Annotated in this window: 15 protein-coding genes; 4 read left to right on the forward strand and 11 right to left on the reverse strand. The window is 67.3% G+C overall.

The genetic code is table 11. From position 1 onward, the window contains the following. Positions 1-197: 197 nt before the first annotated feature. Entirely contained in the window at positions 198-899 is a 702-nt protein-coding gene (locus ACWPXK_RS03460) for a hypothetical protein (RefSeq protein ID WP_454194537.1), read from the reverse strand. A 306-nt stretch (positions 900-1,205) separates the two neighbouring features. Here ACWPXK_RS03460 and rfbB point away from each other — a divergent pair, with 306 nt between their 5' ends. Next, positions 1,206-2,222 (forward strand): dTDP-glucose 4,6-dehydratase, encoded by a 1,017-nt coding sequence (gene rfbB / locus ACWPXK_RS03465; protein ID WP_454194538.1) that lies wholly within the window; start codon positions 1,206-1,208, stop codon positions 2,220-2,222. 181 nt (positions 2,223-2,403) lie between these two features. Here the strand turns inward: rfbB and ACWPXK_RS03470 are convergent, their stop codons facing one another. The 3 genes from ACWPXK_RS03470 to ACWPXK_RS03480 form a co-directional block, all read right to left on the reverse strand. Further along, the gene (locus tag ACWPXK_RS03470; RefSeq protein WP_454194539.1) at positions 2,404-3,117 is read right to left on the reverse strand and encodes a hypothetical protein; all 714 of its coding nucleotides are present in this window, start codon (positions 3,115-3,117) and stop codon (positions 2,404-2,406) included. Positions 3,118-3,608: 491 nt separating this feature from the next. Further along, entirely contained in the window at positions 3,609-5,198 is a 1,590-nt protein-coding gene (locus tag ACWPXK_RS03475) for a DUF2142 domain-containing protein (protein WP_454194540.1), read from the reverse strand. Next, the gene (locus ACWPXK_RS03480; protein WP_454194541.1) at positions 5,195-6,187 is read right to left on the reverse strand and encodes a glycosyltransferase; all 993 of its coding nucleotides are present in this window, start codon (positions 6,185-6,187) and stop codon (positions 5,195-5,197) included. The genes ACWPXK_RS03475 and ACWPXK_RS03480 overlap by 4 nt, the downstream gene beginning before the upstream one ends. A 147-nt stretch (positions 6,188-6,334) precedes the next feature. On the opposite strand from ACWPXK_RS03480, the gene ACWPXK_RS03485 reads away from it, so the two are divergent. Continuing rightward, positions 6,335-6,877 (forward strand): GtrA family protein, encoded by a 543-nt coding sequence (locus ACWPXK_RS03485; RefSeq protein WP_454194542.1) that lies wholly within the window; start codon positions 6,335-6,337, stop codon positions 6,875-6,877. A 128-nt stretch (positions 6,878-7,005) separates the two neighbouring features. Next, on the forward strand, positions 7,006-8,916 hold the full coding sequence (locus ACWPXK_RS03490; RefSeq protein ID WP_454194543.1) for a glycosyltransferase: 1,911 nt from the start codon (positions 7,006-7,008) through the stop codon (positions 8,914-8,916). 96 nt (positions 8,917-9,012) lie between these two features. Here the strand turns inward: ACWPXK_RS03490 and ACWPXK_RS03495 are convergent, their stop codons facing one another. The 7 genes from ACWPXK_RS03495 to ACWPXK_RS03525 all read right to left on the reverse strand — a co-directional run bounded on the left by ACWPXK_RS03495 (position 9,013) and on the right by ACWPXK_RS03525 (position 15,610). Further along, positions 9,013-9,882, reverse strand: coding sequence for an SDR family oxidoreductase (locus ACWPXK_RS03495; protein ID WP_454194544.1), 870 nt, complete (start codon positions 9,880-9,882; stop codon positions 9,013-9,015). Positions 9,883-10,020: 138 nt separating this feature from the next. Next, positions 10,021-10,722 carry a hypothetical protein gene (locus ACWPXK_RS03500; RefSeq protein ID WP_454194545.1) on the reverse strand — a complete coding sequence of 234 codons (702 nt, stop codon included), beginning with the start codon at positions 10,720-10,722 and terminating at the stop codon, positions 10,021-10,023. A 56-nt stretch (positions 10,723-10,778) separates the two neighbouring features. Beyond that, the gene (rsgA, locus tag ACWPXK_RS03505; protein WP_454194546.1) at positions 10,779-11,825 is read right to left on the reverse strand and encodes a ribosome small subunit-dependent GTPase A; all 1,047 of its coding nucleotides are present in this window, start codon (positions 11,823-11,825) and stop codon (positions 10,779-10,781) included. 220 nt (positions 11,826-12,045) lie between these two features. After that, positions 12,046-13,056: a galactofuranosyltransferase GlfT1 gene (glfT1, locus tag ACWPXK_RS03510; protein ID WP_454194547.1), complete on the reverse strand. Its 1,011-nt coding sequence runs from the start codon at positions 13,054-13,056 to the stop codon at positions 12,046-12,048. Continuing rightward, a complete protein-coding gene (wzt, locus tag ACWPXK_RS03515; RefSeq protein WP_454194548.1) occupies positions 13,053-13,889 on the reverse strand; it encodes a galactan export ABC transporter ATP-binding subunit Wzt/RfbE in 837 nt (278 codons plus the stop codon). The genes glfT1 and wzt overlap by 4 nt, the downstream gene beginning before the upstream one ends. A gap of 8 nt (positions 13,890-13,897) precedes the next feature. Beyond that, the gene (gene wzm, locus ACWPXK_RS03520) at positions 13,898-14,779 is read right to left on the reverse strand and encodes a galactan export ABC transporter permease subunit Wzm/RfbD (protein ID WP_454194549.1); all 882 of its coding nucleotides are present in this window, start codon (positions 14,777-14,779) and stop codon (positions 13,898-13,900) included. Positions 14,780-15,004: 225 nt separating this feature from the next. Continuing rightward, positions 15,005-15,610 (reverse strand): bacterial proteasome activator family protein, encoded by a 606-nt coding sequence (locus tag ACWPXK_RS03525; protein ID WP_454194550.1) that lies wholly within the window; start codon positions 15,608-15,610, stop codon positions 15,005-15,007. A gap of 253 nt (positions 15,611-15,863) precedes the next feature. Between ACWPXK_RS03525 and ACWPXK_RS03530 the strand changes: the two genes are divergently transcribed. Continuing rightward, positions 15,864-17,066: a cysteine desulfurase-like protein gene (locus ACWPXK_RS03530; RefSeq protein ID WP_454194551.1), complete on the forward strand. Its 1,203-nt coding sequence runs from the start codon at positions 15,864-15,866 to the stop codon at positions 17,064-17,066. Positions 17,067-17,073 lie beyond the last annotated feature (7 nt).

Genomic DNA, 17,073 nt, shown 5'->3' on the forward strand with positions numbered 1-17,073 from the left:
TCCAGATTTAATTTCCAAATCGAAGTTATCTGACGTAGTCAGGGCACGTCAGAGGCCTGACAAATAGTTTCCGTTCCGTATTTGTTCAGCATTTGTTCATCTTCGCAATAGCGGCCCATGAATAGCGCCGAGCCCCGCCGCGCGGTAGCGCGGCAGGGCTCGGCGTTGGTTTTCAGTTGTGTGCGTTCAGCCGTGGATTACTTGGCCGGCGCGTTGAACGGCTGGTTGATCGTCGAGAAGTACTGGATCGCGGCGAGAATCGCGACCGGAGCGGTCACGAACAGCTGCCCGGCCAGGGTGCCGAGGAAGCCGACGGCGGCCGCACCGGCGATGCAGCCGGCGAGCGGGCCCGCGCCGAACAGGCCGAGCAGCGGCCCGGTCAGGACCAGGCCCGCGCCGGCGCCCGCGACACAGCCGAGGGCCGCGCCGCCGAGACCACCGACCAGGGTGCCGAAGGTGGCGCCCACGGAGATGGTGTCCTTCAGGCGGTTGAACGCGGCCACCTCACGGTCGTACTCGGACTTCCACGGCGCCTTGTCCTCGTACGGCAGGGCGACGGGCTTGTAGACCGCGTGCTCCATATCGAACTGCGGGGTCAGGATGGCGGTGCGGTCGGAGATCTCGGCGGCAATCGGGAACTCGAAGTCGTCGACGCGGAACTTCAGCTCGGTGCCGGCCAGGGTGGTTCCGTTGGCGGCCTTGATCTTGAACACGCCATCCTCGTTGACCAGCGAGCCGGCGTCGGTCTTGATGATGGTCGACGTCGGGGTGGCGCCCGCGCTCCAGTTCACCACGCCGCTGTCGGCTTCGGTGGCCGGAGCCGCGTTGACGGTGCCGGCGGTGACGCCGAGTGCGGCGATCAGCAGTGCCGACGTCGCGGCGAATTTCCTCATCAGCATTTTGTTTCGAACCTCGATCTGAAGCGTTCGGAGGGGACTAGACGAGCAAAATCTAGACCAGCTAACGATTGGTGAACCCGTTGTGACTGTTTATTCAAATTTTGTTCACCATGCGGACTCGCGGCTTGGTGGGATTCCGGAAATGTGGGCCTTGACCGGGGTTTTCCGCAACAAACCAAACCTGCGGTTCTCATCGATGGGAATCAAGTGAGACGAAGGTCACAGATTGAAATCCTGGATAGCTCTCGGGGTCATGGGGTTTCGAGTCCGTCGTCGGCGGGACCGTACCCCACGTAGAGTCATGGGGTGCGATTGCTCGTCACCGGCGGAGCCGGATTCATCGGCGCGAACTTCGTCCAGCAGACCGTGTCCGACCAAACCGATACGACCGTCACGGTCCTGGACGCCTTGACCTACGCCGGGAACCGGGCCTCGCTCGATCCGGTCGCCGACCGCATCGACTTCGTGCACGGCGACATCGCCGACCTCGATCTGGTCGACGAGTTGGTCAGCGGCGTCGACGCGGTGGTGCACTTCGCGGCCGAGTCGCACAACGACAACTCCCTCGCGGAGCCATGGCCCTTCGTGCAGACCAATATCGTCGGCACCTATTCGCTGCTCCAGGCTGTGCGTCGCCACGATGTGCGCTACCACCACGTGTCGACCGACGAGGTGTACGGCGACCTGGCGCCGGACGCTCCGGCGTTCACCGAGACCACGCCGTACAACCCGTCGAGCCCGTACTCGGCCACCAAGGCGTCGAGCGATCTGCTGGTGCGCGCGTGGACCCGCTCGTTCGGTGTCCGGGCCACGATCTCCAACTGCAGCAACAACTACGGCCCCTACCAGCACGTAGAGAAGTTCATCCCACGCCAGATCACCAACCTGATCGACGGGGTGCGCCCCCGCCTCTACGGCGCGGGGGACCAGGTGCGCGATTGGATCCACGTCGATGACCACAATCGCGCGGTGTGGGAGATCCTGCGGCGTGGCAAGATCGGGCAGACCTATCTGATCGGCGCCAACGGGGAATTGGACAACAAGTCCGTAGTGCGGCTGCTGCTGGAGGAGTTCGGGCGGGATCCCGGCGACTTCGACCACGTCACCGACCGGCCCGGTCACGACCAGCGGTACGCGATCGACGCGACCCTGCTGCGCACCGAACTCGGCTGGCAGCCGCGCTACGCGGACTTCCGCGCCGGATTGGCGGCGACCATCCAGTGGTATCGGGACAACGAATCCTGGTGGCGGCCGATCAAGGCCGACACCGAACGCGCCTACCGCGAGGCAGGCGAGCGGACGCTGAGCGCGGCCGGAGACTGAAGCGGCTCGAATGCCGTTGCGGGTAAGCCCCGGACGACAGTGTGGTCCTCCGCCGTAGGCCCCGACCAGCACCAGGATCACGGTGGCAGTCGGCCCCAATCGGTCAGACGAAGAACCCCGCCCGTGCTGGTGCGCGGGCGGGGCTCCGGTTCGTTTTCGGTTGTGTGCGTCGAGTGGTGAGTTACTTCGCTGGCGGGGTGAACGGCTGGTTGATCGTGGTGAAGTACTGAATCGCGGCGCCGATCGCGACCGGAGCGGTGACCAGCAGCTGGCCTGCGATGGTGCCGAGGGCACCGATGGCGATGATGCCGCCGATGCAGCCGATGGCGGCGGCCGGGAGGAACGGGCCGAACAGGCCGACGATCGTGGCGGCGGCGACGGTGGCGCCGGCGATGCCGCCGAGCACGCAGCCGACCGCGGCGCCGCCGAGGCCGCCGACCAGGGTGCCGATGGAGGCGCCGGTCGAGATGGTGCTGGTGAGACGGGACCAGGCGGCCTGCTCACGGTCGTACTCGGACTTCCACGGCGCCTTGTCCTCGAAGGGAAGGGCGACCGGCTTGTAGACCGCGTGGGCCTTGTCGAGTTGCGGGGTGAGGGTGGCGGTCCGGTCGGAGATGTCGGCGGCGATCGGGAACTCGAAGTCGTCCACCCGGAAGGTCAGCGGCGTGCCGGCGACCACGCTGCCGTTGGGAGCCTTGACCTTGAAGACCCCGTCCTCGACGACCAGGGAACCGGCGTCGGTCTTGATGATGGACTTGGTGTCGGTGGCGTGCGCGGTGAAGTTCACCGCGCCGCTGGCGGCTTCACCGGCCGGGGCCGCGTTGACGGTGCCGGCGGTGACGCCGAGGGCGGCGATCAGCAGTGCCGACGTCGCGGCGAATTTCTTCATCAGCATTTGTTCGGAACCTCGATCTGAAGCGTTCGGGGGACTAGACGAGCAAAACCTAGCCGAAGAGTGTCCAGATTGTGACGTGTCCGTGATTGACTATTAGTTGATCTTGTGCTGTATGTGGTGCCGAATTCCTACGGCCGCTTGGGTTTCCGTGATAGGTAACATGCTGTTCACGCGAATTATGTGATGCATATCACAGTACATCGGCGGAATCGCCGACCTCGACCCGGCATACGAGCAGGTCAGCGGTATCTAGGCGGTGGTCCGTCTCGCGGCCGAATCGGACCATGGCGACTCCCTCTCCGCGATGGGAGCGCGACGCCCGACTTCCCCTGCATCTCGAAGTCGTTGGCGGAGCTGCTGAGCTGATCGGCGATATGCGCTCGACCTTGCTGCGCACGAACGCGGTTGGCGGCCGCGTTACATAGCCTTCCGCGTCGCATTTGCGGCGACCATCACGAATCCCATGTGCCGCGGCCGAATGACGTTGCCGCTCAGCCCCACACGATGGTGTAGTACTTCGCCGCCGCCGCGATGAGCGCCGCGCTCGTCGTCACGAGCACGGTGACGGCCGGACCCACCGTCGGCGTCTTCGCCGCGGAATCGGTGAGCCGCAACGGCATCCAGCGCAGCAGCACCGCGAACGCGACGATCGCCAGCGGCACGAAGTAGCGGCCCTGCACGCCGTCGACGATGTAGTAGCCGACCGGCGTGAACGACATGTAGAGCGTCACGTAGATCATCGCCACGCTCGCCGCCACGGTGAGCGCGACGATCAGCGTGCGGCGGAAGGCGGGGGCGTCCATCCGCTCGGCGACGCCGAGGCTCACCGCGAACGCGAACAGGCAGGCCAGCATCGAGAGAGCGGGAACGTCGACATAGGCGAAGCCGAGCTCACCGAAGAACTGGCTGAACCAGCGCTGGTCGCGCAGCGCGATGCTCTCCCCGAACACGTGCACGAACTCCGGCGGGTCACGGAGGATGCCGCTGAGCTGGTCACCGGGACGCACCGAGTGCCATTGGTGTTGCGGCCGCATCAGTCCCATGCCGTCGCCGGTCGGCGCCGCGATCTTCATCCACACCGCGAACGCGAGCGCACCCGTCGCGGCGAAGACCCAGGGGATCCAGCGCTGCCAGCCGCGGAAGCCGAACCGGCCGGCGGGCACCAGCACGACGAGCAATGCGAGCAGCACGTACGTGGGCTTGCTCACCGGCAGCAGGATCGTCGCCGCCAGCAGCGCGCCGATCTCCGCCCGGCCCAGTCGCTGGCCGAGGAACAGAGCCTTCACCAGCAGGGCGGAAACCAGGATCGCCAAGGCGTTGGTCATGGTGTCGGCGGTGACCGTGCCCGCCTGGAACACCGCGATCGGCAGCACCGCGACGGTGAACGCCAGCCACTGCATCCGGTGCGCGCGCAGCGCGTACAGGCCGAATCCGACCACCGCGAGGTAGGCCGCCAGCCCGGCGAGCCGGGTGAGCAGGAGCAGGCCGCCGACGTCGAGCCCGAGCAGTTCGCCGAGCCGGATGCCGATCGCGGCCGGGATATAAGGCACCGGCGAGTAGGCGGCGGTATTGGTGAACCACACCGGTTCGGTGGCGTCGGAGACCGCGGCGTTCGTCAACTGGTCGTAGCGGGCGGGGCTCTCCACCATGGGGTCCGGCTCGTCCGGGTTGGTGGTGTAGTCCTTCAGGGCGTAGCCCATCAGCCCGGTGATGCTGGACGGAACATCGCCGCCGTAGGCGATGCCGCGGTCGTCGTGGATCCGCTGCGGCAGGAATCCGCCGTGCGCGACCTGGTAGGCGCGGCCGAACTGGGTGATCTCGTCATGACCCCAGAACGGCGGGGTGAGAACGGTGAACAGGCCACCGAAGATCGCCGCGAGCACGGTGAAGGCGATCGTGGCGCCGCCGAGGCGCGCCACGGCTCGGCGCGCGAAGCCCTGCACGGACCGGCCCCCATGGGTCGCCGGTGCCGGATCGGTCGCCGGTAGCGGTGCGGTGTCGGTCGCGGGTAGCGGCGCGGTGTCCGCGGGAGGGGCCAGATCCTTGTCCGGCGTCGCGGTCCGATCCGCCGAGGTCGTCAACGCCCGGCTCCGCCGTCGCGCGCGGCATCGTCGGTGCCGTTCAGGCGCTGGTCGTCCGCGCCCACCGCCGTGTACCGCAGGTAGACCAGGCGCGCGGCTTCGTGCCTGGAACGCCGGATGCCGTCCAGGATCAGGCCCGCGGTCCAGGCCAGGCTGCCCAGCAGCAGCAGGGTGAAGCCGAGGAACAGCGTCGGGAACCGCGGCACCTCATGGGTGTTGTAGAACTCGACGACGATCGGGATGGTCAGGATGATCGATACCAGCCAGCTCAGCGTGCCGAACAAGCCGTAGAACGCGACCGGCCGCTCATGCCTGGCCAGCCCGATGATCAGGGCGAGGATCTTGAACCCGTCGTGGTAGGTGCGCAGCTTGCTCTCGCTGCCTGCGGGACGGTCCCGGAAGCCGACCGGCACCGCGGTCTGTGGCACCCGCAGGTGCAGTGAATGCACGGTGAGCTCGGTCTCGATCTCGAACTCGCGGGAGACCGCGGGAAAGCTCTTCACGAAACGGCGGGAGAACACCCGGAAGCCGGAGAGCATGTCCTCGACGTTCTCGCCGAACACCTTTCCGACCACGCCGTTGAGCACCCTGTTGCCGGTCTCGTGTCCCGTGCGGTAGGCCGTGGCGCCCTCGTCCTGCTTGCGCACGCCGAGTACGTGGTCGTAGGGGCCGTCCAGCAGGGTTTTGATCATCAGCGGCGCGGCCGACGCCTCATAGGTGTCGTCGCCGTCGATCATCAAGTAGACGTCGGCCTCGATGTCGGCGAAGGCGCGGCGCACCACGTTGCCCTTGCCCTTGGTGTGCTCGTGCCGCACGATCGCTCCGGCCTCGCGGGCCCGCTCGGCGGTGGCGTCCGTGCTCAGATTGTCGTAGACGTAGACGACGATGCCCGGCACAGCGGCCTGCAGGTCGGCGACGACCTTGGCGACCGAGGCCTCTTCGTTGTGACACGGAACCACTGCGGCAATACGAAGCTCGGTGGAGTCCACCCCGGTCAATCCTCGCGATCGGTGCTGAATGTGGGAACACGGGGAGGGTACAGGGAACCCACCGCCGATGCGTGGCCGACCTCACCGGGTGCGGGGACGGTTTGCGCCCTCACGTCCGGTCGGCCCGTGCTGCGGTACCGTCGGGCCGTGCCATCCCGTGAGTCCACCGCACCCGCCGCCGAGCCCGTGACCCAGGAGACCGGATCGCTCGTTCGCACGGTGCTCACCGCGCTGCGTCGAGGCGGGGCCTTCCTCGTCGTCGGCGCGATCGGGTTCCTGGTGGACGCGGGCACGTACAACCTCCTGGTGTTCTGGGGTGGCGAGGGCCTGCTCTATCACTACCCACTGCCGGCCAAAATCATCGCGATCGCGGTGGCCACGGTGGTGACCTACTTCGGCAACAAATGGTGGACCTTCGCCCACAAGCAGACCGACAACCCCGGGCGCGAGTATCTGCTGTACGCGGTGTTCAACGTCGTCGCGATCGGCCTGCAACTGGGCTGCCTCGGCTTTTCCCGCTATGTGCTCGACCTGTCCACTCCGCTGTCGGACAACATCTCCGGCACCCTCATCGGGCAGATCGTGGCGGTGGTGTTCCGCTACTGGGCCTATGACAAATTCGTCTTCACCGGGGCTCGCGAGGACGCAGGCAACACCGCGGACAACGAATCAGCGAACGTTCAGCAATAGTTCGGGTAAGCGACGGCGCGGCTGCACGGCGGGCACGGCCACAAGCCGGTTGATATCCTCACCCCCGCCGTGAAGGCATCCAGGGGCGTGTCTGTCCCGTCCGGCACAATGAGAATTTCGAGGATTTCATGGATCAGTCGGCTACCCAGGCCGTTACCGAAACAAACGATCGCTCGACGGCCGCTGACGCGCCTGCCGCACTGCGCGCCGACCATCGGGCGCCGGACCGTCTCGTGTTACAGCGCGGCATCTTCACCGGCCCGTCGGCCAGAGTGAGCGACGAGCTGTATGCCGTCGTCAAGGGTGGCTCGCATCGGGAGCGCCAGACGTTACGCCTGGACAAGGGCGCGACCGCGCACACCAATACCTACTTCGGCCGGTTCGCCGCCAGCTACTGGCAGCGCTGGACCACGGTCACCGAAGTGCGGGCCACCATGGTGCTCGACGTCGCCGCGAAGGCGAAGATCCGGCTGGTCGCCTCCGACATCGCGGGCCACCGCAGGATCATCGACACCACGCAGGTCGACGCGAGTGGCTCGGTGACGCTGACCGCCCCGCTGGACCAGTACGTCGACGGTGGCGCGCTGTGGCTGGAATTCGACGCCATCGGCGGCGCGCTCGGCATCGCGGAGCTCACCTGGACCGCTGTCGCACCGGAGCACGTGCGACCGGTCGCGATCGCCATCTGCACCTTCAACCGTGCCGAGGACTGCGCCGAGACCGTCGCCGCGCTGTCGTCCGACCCCACCGTGCTCGCGGCGATCGATGCGGTGTACGTCGTCGACCAGGGCACCGATCTGGTCCAGGACCGGCCGCGCTATCAGGAGGTCGCGCCGGTCTTCGGGGACAAGCTGCGCTACATCCGTCAGCCCAACCTGGGCGGCGCGGGTGGTTTCACCCGCGGTCTGTACGAGGTGTCCGCAGTCAACGAGCACGCCGACGTCATCCTGATGGACGACGACATTCTGTGCGAGCCGGAGACGGTGCTGCGGCTCAACGCCTTCGCCAACCTGACGGTGGAGCCGACGTTGGTCGGCGCGCAGATGCTGTTCCTGCTCAACCCCGACTACCTCAACGTCGGCGCCGAGGAAGTGCACCTGCACCGGCTGCGGCACGGGCAGCGGGTGCCCAAGGCGCTGCGCAACACCAGCATGCTGAAGAAGAACCAGGAGCGCCGCGTCGACGCGGGCTACAACGCCTGGTGGACCTGCCTGATCCCGGCCGAGGTGGTCGCGAAGATCGGGCTGCCGATCCCGATCTTCTTCCAGTGGGACGACGTGGAATACGGCATCCGGGCGCGCGAGCACGGTTTCGTCACCGTCACGCTGCCCAACGCCGCCGTATGGCACGCGGACTTCTATTGGAAGGACTACGACGACTGGGCGCGCTACTTCAGCACCCGCAACTCGCTGATCGTCGGCTCGCTACACGCGGAGCTGGACGCGAAGGAGATCACCCGCAAGCTGTTCCGCGAACTGTCCGAGCAGTTGGTCGCGATGCAGTACGGCCTGGTGCACACCACATTGCAGGGCATCGAGGACTTCCTGAAGGGTCCGAAGGTCTTGCAGGACGGCGGTATCGAGGCTCTCGCCGCCGCGCGCACCAGCCGGGGCGACTACCCCGAGACGATCAAGCACCCGGCCGCGACGCCGCCGGTCCGCTCGGCGGACATCCAATTGCGCCGGGCCGGTGGGGAACCCAGCCGCGTGACGCTGGTGCTGATCAAGCGCGCGATCAACCAGTGGCTGGGCCGCACCCAGCACGGCATCATCGGCGTCACCAGGGAAGACGCCTACTGGTGGCATGTCTCGCTGTTCGACCACGTGGTGGTCACCGACGCCTCGCAGTCCGGCGTGCGGGTGCGCAAGCGGGACAAGGCCCGCGCCCGTCAGCTGCTGCGCCGCACCCTGCGCGTACTGCGCCGCCTGCGCCGGGAACTGCCCGCCGTGCAGGCGCAGTACCGCGCCGCCATGCCGGAACTCACCAGCCGCACCAACTGGGAACGGTTGTATGGGATAGCAAGCAAAGGCGACAGCTGATTTCGCAGGTACATGGGTAACTCGTAGGGGACGGGCTCACTCGCCCGTCCCCTGCCGCCTGCCGCCGACGTAATCATCGCGGCACCTGAGTCTGGCCTAAAGACGCGGAGAGGCGGACAAGAACAGGTCGGTGGTGAGTTCGGCGTCGCCGGGGGTGACGCGGTACTTGTCCAGGTCGGTGATGCCGTGGGCGGCGAGGACGTCGTCGTCGATGAAGAAGTTGCCGGTGGTCTCCTTGCCCGGCGAGGTGAGCACCAGGTAGGCGGCGTCGGCGTAGATGTCGGGGGTGCGCGAGGTGGCGACCATCTCCTCGCCGCCGAGCAGGTTCTTCACCGCGGCGGTCGCGATGGTGGTGCGCGGCCACAGTGAGTTGACGCCGATGCCGTCGCCCTTCAGCTCCTCGGCCAGACCCAGTGTGGTCAGCGACATTCCGTACTTCGCGATGGTGTAGCCCAGCGCCATGCCCGCCCACTTCGGGTCCAGGTTCAGCGGCGGGGACAGGGTGAGGATGTGCGGGTTGCGGCCGGCCTTCGCCGATTCGCGCAGGTGCGGGATGCTCAGCTTGGACAACAGGAAGCTACCTCGGCAGTTGATGTCCTGCATCAAGTCGTACTTCTTCATCGACAGCGCATCGGTGGGCGACAGATCGATCGCCGAGGCGTTGTTCACCACGATGTCGATGCCACCGAACCGCTCGACGGTCTGCCGCACGGCCTCGGCCACCGACTCGTCGACGCGGACATCGCCGACGAACGGCAGCACCTGCCCGCCGGCCTGCTCGAGTTCCGCGGCGGCGGTGTGGATGGTGCCGGGGAGCTTGGGGTGCGGCTGATCGGTCTTCGCGATCAGGGTGATGTTGGCGCCGTCGGCCGCGGCCCGCTTGGCGATCTCCAGACCGATGCCGCGGCTGCCGCCGGACATGATCATCGTCCGCCCCGCTAGCGGCTTGGATCCCGGTTCCGTCATGTGACCTGCTCCTTCGTGTGTACCGCGGACACCCGCGGCGTCGCGCGCTTGCACACTAAGCGTAAACCCCGGCCATATGCAATCAGTTGCATAGGGTGTGCGAAGAGAGAGCACCGGTATACCGGTGCCCTCTCTTGTTCAGAGCGCCGCGAGCGCCAGGATGTTCAGCAGGATCATCAGGCCGGTGAGTGCCCAGACGATGTAGAGGAACACCATGCCCGGCGCCTTCTGCGGAACCGGGCCGATCGCACCATTGAGGAAGATCACCACGGGCGCCTTGTAGTAGAAGCGCGTGGCCTGTCCCTCGGCGATCGGCACCGTCACGTTGGCCGGGCCCATGTCGAACAACCATGGGGTGGTGACCCGGACGTGGTACTGGCCGGGGCCGACCGGAATGTGGTTCGCACCCCAGCGGGTGTTGGGCACCCGCTGGCCGTTGACCAGGATCTTCGGCTTGGTCAACGCGAGCAGGAACGCCCAGCCGGAGTACGAGGCATCGATGGTGATGCCGGGCGGATCGGCGGGCTGGCCGTAACCCTGAGGCTGCCCGAACTGCTGCGGCTGACCGAACGGCGCGGGTTGACCATACGGCTGCGGCTGGCCGTATTGCGGTGCGGGCTGGCCGAATTGGGGCGCGGACTGCCCGTACGGGGGCTGCCCGGCCTGCGGTTGCACGAGGTGCGGTTGGCTCGGATGCTGCCCCGCGGGCGCTGGCGCGTACTGCGCCGGCGCCTGCGGGGGCGGGTACTGGCCGACCGGCGGCTGCTGACCGAACGCCGGCTGCCCAGGCCATTGCCCGGGCTGCTGGCCATGAGGCGGGTACCCGCCGGGGTGAGTCATCTATCCCTCCCAGATAGCGAACAGTGCGAGGGCGACCCTACCGTGCCTCGGGGGAATCAGCGCCGCGAGTTCTTCTCCCGGAACATCTTGCGATGCTGCTTGGTGATGTCCCGCCAGGCTCGCTCGCGTTCGGCCTGTAACCGCTTGTCGGTGCGCGCTTGGATCCGCGCGTTCTCCCGTGCCAGCTTGCGGTAACTGTCCAGCCTGCGCTGGGTCAGCTCGCCGTTCTCGATCGCGTCCCGCACCGCGCATCCCGGTTCGCCGCGGTGTGCGCAATCGCCGAAACGACACTGGGCGGCAAGAGATTCGATGTCGCTGAACGTCTTCTCGATGCCTTCGGTGGCGTCCCACAGCCCGACGCCACGCAGCCCGGGCGTATCGATCAGCGTGCCGCCGCCGGGCAGCGGCCGCAGCTCCCGGTGCACCGTGGTGTGCCTGCCCTTCTTGTCCGCCTCGCGGACCGCGTTCGTGGCGAAGATCTGCGCGCCGAGCAACGCGTTGGCAAGGGTCGACTTCCCAGCACCGGAGGGTCCGATCAACGCGACGGTGCCCGCCAGCATCGCGACGAGCACATCGAGCCCGGCGCCGGTATCCGCGCTAACCGCGAGCACGGCCGCGCCCGGCGCGACCGCGCGCACCTCGTCCAGCGGAAGGTAGGCCGCCGCGTCGGACTTGGTGAGCAGCACGATCGGCTGGGCGTCGCTTTCCCAGGCCAGCGTGAGCATGCGCTCGATGCGGCCGAGGTCCACGTCGCCGTCGGCGGCGGTGCAGATCAGCACGGTGTCGACGTTGGCGGCCAGCACTTGGCCCTGCGAGCGGCCGGACACCGACGACCGCATGATCGCCGACCGGCGCGGAAGCAGTCGCCGCACGGTGGAATCGGTATCGAGGCTCACCCAATCGCCCGTGCACAGCCCGCTGACCTCGGAATCCGCGCGGGGGCAGCGGGCGCGGGCGAGCCCCTTCGGCGTGGCCACGTCGCATTCGCTGCGGTCCATCCGGATGATCCGCGCCGGCACACAGCCTTCCTCGATCATCGAGGCGTAACGGGTGGAAACGGCTTCGGTCCAGCCGTAAGGGATGAGAAGGTCGTAGTCGACCATGGTGGAAGGAATCCTTCGTCGGGCGCCGAACCCGACCAGGGGTTCAGCGAATGGAGAATGAGCAGGAGTTTCGTGTGGCCGCATGCGTAGCGCGCCCGGACACGACAACCCGAACGTTCCTCGTCACGGTCCACACCTCCTTGCTTCTCTCGCAGTTGCCCTACCTTCGCACCCAACCCCTCACCCGCGCAACCGAATTTCCGATCGCACGAATCGGCGACTACTCGGGTTTGCCGAATTGTTCGTGGCGGCCGAGGGAGCGCAGGTGAAACCACTCGCGCAGACCCGCGGGGTCGCGGCGAGTGACGAGGAAGAACCAGGAGAAACGGACCCACTCCTGGGGCAGTAGTTTCCGCATTCCGGGCTGGGACATCAGATAGCCGCGGTTGCGGTAGGTGAAGTAACGCTTCACCGGGTCGTCGGGGTACTGCGTGTGCATCCGGCCGCCGAGAATGGGCTTGAACTCGGCCGCACCGTTGGGGTGCAGGTATGCCGTCTGCAGGCAGGTGCCGAACGGCAGTCCGGAGCGCACCAGGCGGCGATGCACCTCGACCTCGTCGCCGCGGACGAACAGGCGTAGGTCCGGCACGCCGATCACGTCGACCGCCTTCGCGGAGATCAGCGCGCCGTTGAACAGCGAGGCGATCCCGGGCAGGAAGTCCTCGTCGCCGAGTTCCGAGCGCAGCCGCCGCCACACCACGCCCCGGCGCAGCGGGAAGGCGAGGCGGTCGGGTTCATCGATATCGCAGACCACGGGCGACACCTCGACCAGCCCGTGCCGGTCCGCGCAATCGAGCAGAACGGACAGCACGTCGGGACCTTCTGGCCTGCCGTCGTCGTCGGCGAGCCACACCCAGTCCGCGCCGATGCTCAGGGCGTGCAGTATGCCCAGCGCGAACCCGCCCGCGCCGCCGAGATTGTGCGCCGAGCCCAGGTAGGTGGATTCCACCGGCTGGTCGCGGACCAGCGCGGCGACCTCCGGTTCGTTGCCGTTGTCGACCACGATCAGGTGGTCCACCGGCCGCGATTGGGAGGCAACGACTTTCAGCGACTCGGTGAGCAGTTCGCGGCGCTTGTGCGTGACGACGACGGCCACGATGCGCGCGGCCGAGCCGGAGCCCGTGGAGTCCTCGGCACCGCTCAGGTTGTCGACGCTTTCCTCCGACCCGGAGCCGACCTGGGCCTGCGCCCCTTCGTCGATCGGGGTGTCCTGCCCGGTCGGCTCACTCATGCCTGATTCCGCTCCAATTCTCGCTCGGTTCCCACGGCCCGTTCGGCCTCCATCTCGCGCAGCACGGTCGCCACGTGATTCCCCGCTTCCGGCCCCTCATAGGCTCGCACCACTTCTTCGATACCGCCACGCAAGCGGATCTGACCGTGGTCGATCCACATCGCCGTATCGCACAGCTGCGCGAGGAATTCGTTGGAATGGCTGGCGAAAACCAGGATGCCGGAACGCGCCACCAGCGACTGCAACCGGAGCCGGGCCTTCTTCATGAATTCCGCGTCCACCGCGCCGATGCCCTCGTCGAGGAGCAGGATCTCCGGATCGATCGAGGTCACCACGCCCATCGCGAGCCGGACCCGCATACCGGTGGAATAGGTGCGCAGCGGCATGGACAGATATTCGCCCAGCTCGGTGAAATCGGCGATCTCATCGATTTTCGAGAGCATCTGCTTGCGGGTCTGCCCGAGGAACAGGCCGCGGATGATGATGTTCTCGTAACCGGAGATCTCCGGATCCATGCCGACGCCGAGATCGAAGACCGGCGCGACCCGCCCGCGGATGCGGGCACTGCCGCGGGATGGTTCATAGATGCCCGAAAGCAGCCGCAGCAGCGTCGATTTGCCCGCGCCGTTGTGTCCGACCAGGCCGATCCGGTCGCCCTCTTGCAGCGAGAGCGTGATGTCCCGCAGTGCCTCGACCACGACGACGTCGGACTGGTTGCGTCCGATCGCACCGCCGGCCTTGCCGAGGAACGCCTTCTTCAACGACCGCGATTTGGCGTCGAAGATCGGGAATTCGACCCACGCCTCCTGGGTTTCGATACTCACACGGCTCACGGGCGCTCCTATACCCAGTACGGTACGCGCGAACGGTACTGCTTCATGGCGAAGATCGCCACGATCCAGCCCAGCAGGGTGATCGTGCCGACGACCAGCCAGTGCCGCAGTTCCTGCGGTTCGCCGAGCAGGGGCGCCCGGACGATTTCGAGATAGTGGAATGTCGGCACGAGCTCGGCGAGCTTGGCGCGGTCACCGGTGCCGACCTGCGATTCCAAGGTCTTGGTCGTCCACATTACCGGCGTGAGCACGAACAGCATCAGCGTGGTGCTGCCGAGAATCGGCGCGATATCGCGGTAGCGGGTGCTGAAAATGCCGAACACGATCGACACCCACGCGCAATTCAGGAAGATCAGCACGATCGCCGGAATCGCCAGCAGACTCGCAGGCCCGAGATTGCGCCAGACGCCGAACGCGGCGAGCATCACCAGGTAGATGACCATGTTGTGGGCGAAGAACAGCAGCTGTCGCCACACCAGCCGGTAGACGTGCACACTCAGCGCGGAAGGCAGCTGTTTGATCAGGCCTTCGTTGGCGATGAAGACCTCCGATCCTTCCAGGATGCTCGCGCTGATCACGTTCCAGATGATCAGGCCGACTGTCACGTAGGGCAGGTACTCCCGCAGCGGCTGACCGAGCAGCGCCGCATAGAGCACGCCCATCGCTATGGCCTGCAGACCGGTGGCGATGGTGATCCAGAACGGGCCGAGCACCGAGCGGCGGTAGCGCTGCTTGATGTCCTGCCAGCCGAGCGACAGCCACAGCTCGCGCTGGGCGAATCCGCCGGTGAAGTCCTGGAACGCGCGCCGGAACGTCTGCGAGTCCGGCACGATCTTCGCCACGGTTGCACCGGCGCGCGCGGCCTCGGTCTGCGGCGTGGTCGCGCTCACCGGATTCTCCTGCGCCGAGTCGTCGCCGGAGCGCACGTCGTCGTTCGGGGAGGCCGGTGAGCTGTCGTCTGTACGCGCTTGGTCATCGGAACCAACTGAGCTCTCTTCAGGACGCACCGCACTCGGGTCGGATACGGAGTCGGGGCGAGCGGCAGCGGCGGGCACGGTGCACGAGACTACCCCTGCGGCTTGCCGCCACCGCGTGGCACACGCGCGTCGCCGGTCTCACAAGTACTGGCCGGAACCGCCGGTGACCTGGCTCGCCTGGCCGCCGCGCGGGTCGGTGGCGTGGATGCCGGGCGGCAGGGCGCCCTGACGCATCTGCTCGAGCTGGGCGCGTGCGGCCATCTGCTGGGCGAACAGCGCGGTCTGGATGCCGTGGAACAGGCCCTCCAGCCAGCCGACCAGCTGCGCCTGCGCGATCCGCAATTCGGCGTCGGTCGGGACGGCGTCGTCGGTGAACGGCAGGGTGAGCCGCTCAAGTTCCTCGCGCAGCTCGGGGGCGAGCCCCTGCTCCAGCTCCCGCACCGAGGACGTGTGGATCTCCTTGAGCCGATTGCGGCTGGCCTCGTCGAGCGGAGCCGCGCGGACCTCCTCGAGCAGCTGCTTGATCATGGTGCCGATCCGCATGACCTTCGCGGGCTGCTCGACCATATCGGCGAGCGATTCGCCGGAGTCGTCGCGGTCGTCCGAGTCGTCCTTCTCGTCGGCGTCGGTCACCACGTGTGCGGTGTACGGCGTGTCCGAGCCAGGAGCCGCCGGGATGGCCAACGGCCTGCCGTTGGGGCCGACGACGACGATGTGGTCCGGTGCCTCATCCGAGTGCGTCATGGTCCCTATCATGTCGCGTCCGCCGCGAACGCGCTAAGCCGGTGCTCCCCGGCCCCGGCGGCGCGGAGGGCTCGCCAGGGGTTTCCCGGTCGACGCCGCCGCGTGGCCTCGGCGTTCTATTCTGTTCGGGTCGTGTGGTTCGGATTTGTCGAAAGTCGGTCGCCATGCTGAGTCCCAGGTCGCTGTGCTCCCACCAGATCGCGGAGAGGAACGCGGTTACACAGGCTCGCCCGCTGCCCTTAGAGTGGCCAACATGACTTACGACGTCGCGAGGGTTCGGGGCCTGATACCGTCCCTGGGCGACGGCTGGATCCACCTCGACCCGCAAGCGGGCATGCTGGTTCCGGATGCGGTATCCCGTGCCGTCTCAACGGGTTTCCGAACTTCTTCATTTTCGCATATCGGCCGCACCAGCGCCGCGGTGCGCAGCGCGGCGATTCTGGACGCCGCTCGCGAGGCGGTGGCCGATCTGGTCGGCGGTGACCCGGCGGGAGTCGTGCTCGGCCCCGACCGCGCGGTCCTGCTGGCCTGGCTCGCCGAATCGCTGAGCTCCCGGCTCGGACTCGGCACCGGCATCGTGCTGTCCCGGCTGGACGACGAGGCCAACGTCGCGCCCTGGCTGCGCATCGCCAACCGATACGGCGCGCACGTGCGCTGGGCCGAGGTGGAGATCGAGACCTGCGAGATGCCGTCCTGGCAGTTCGAGGAACTGATCGGTCCCACGGCGCGACTGGTGGCGCTCACCGCCGCCTCACCCATCGTCGGTTCGGCGCCGGCCGTGCGGGTGGCCGCCGACCGGGTGCACGAGGTGGGCGGGCTGCTGGTGGCCGACGCGTTCGGCGCCGCCCCCTACGCGCTGATCGACATCGACGAATTGAACGCCGACGTGGTCGCGCTGAGCGCACCGGCATGGGGTGGTCCGCAGATCGGCGCGCTGGTCTTCCGCGACCCCGCGTTCCTGGACCGGATCCCGTCGATGTCGCTGAACCCGTATGCGAAGGGCGCCGAACGACTCGAGGTCGGCGGGCATCAGTACGCGCTGCTCGCCGGCCTGACCACCTCGATCGACTTCCTCGCCGGGCTCGACGAACGGGCGCGCGGAACCCGGCGCGAGCGCTTGGAGATGTCGATCACCTCGCTGCAGGACTATCACGACGAGCTGTTCGAGCACTTGATGGCCGTGCTGAACGCGATCCCGAGCCTCACCGTGATCGGCCGCGCGTCCACCCGCATCCCCACCGTCAGTTTCACGCTCGCCGGCATGCAGGCGGAGAAGGTCGCGGCCAAGCTGGCCGACAACCGGATCGGAACGGTCAGCGGCGTGCACGGCGGCAGCAGGCTGCTCGACGCGCTCGGCGTCAACGACGAGGGCGGCGCCGTGACCATCGGCCTCGCGCCCTACACCACCAAGTTCGAGATCGATCAGCTCGGCAGGGCGCTGCTGGCGCTGGAGTGAGCGGATC

The organism is Nocardia sp. Marseille-Q1738 (assembly GCF_965283145.1).

Excerpts from the sequence above, each read along its gene's own strand:
- ACWPXK_RS03460 (WP_454194537.1), bottom strand. The coding sequence starts at position 899 with ATGCTGATGAGGAAATTCGCCGCGACGTCGGCACTGCTGATCGCCGCA.
- ACWPXK_RS03470 (WP_454194539.1), bottom strand. The coding sequence starts at position 3,117 with ATGCTGATGAAGAAATTCGCCGCGACGTCGGCACTGCTGATCGCCGCC.
- ACWPXK_RS03490 (WP_454194543.1), top strand. The coding sequence starts at position 7,006 with ATGGATCAGTCGGCTACCCAGGCCGTTACCGAAACAAACGATCGCTCG.
- ACWPXK_RS03495 (WP_454194544.1), bottom strand. The coding sequence starts at position 9,882 with ATGACGGAACCGGGATCCAAGCCGCTAGCGGGGCGGACGATGATCATG.
- ACWPXK_RS03500 (WP_454194545.1), bottom strand. The coding sequence starts at position 10,722 with ATGACTCACCCCGGCGGGTACCCGCCTCATGGCCAGCAGCCCGGGCAA.
- rsgA (WP_454194546.1), bottom strand. The coding sequence starts at position 11,825 with ATGGTCGACTACGACCTTCTCATCCCTTACGGCTGGACCGAAGCCGTT.
- glfT1 (WP_454194547.1), bottom strand. The coding sequence starts at position 13,056 with ATGAGTGAGCCGACCGGGCAGGACACCCCGATCGACGAAGGGGCGCAG.
- ACWPXK_RS03525 (WP_454194550.1), bottom strand. The coding sequence starts at position 15,610 with ATGACGCACTCGGATGAGGCACCGGACCACATCGTCGTCGTCGGCCCC.
- ACWPXK_RS03530 (WP_454194551.1), top strand. The coding sequence starts at position 15,864 with ATGACTTACGACGTCGCGAGGGTTCGGGGCCTGATACCGTCCCTGGGC.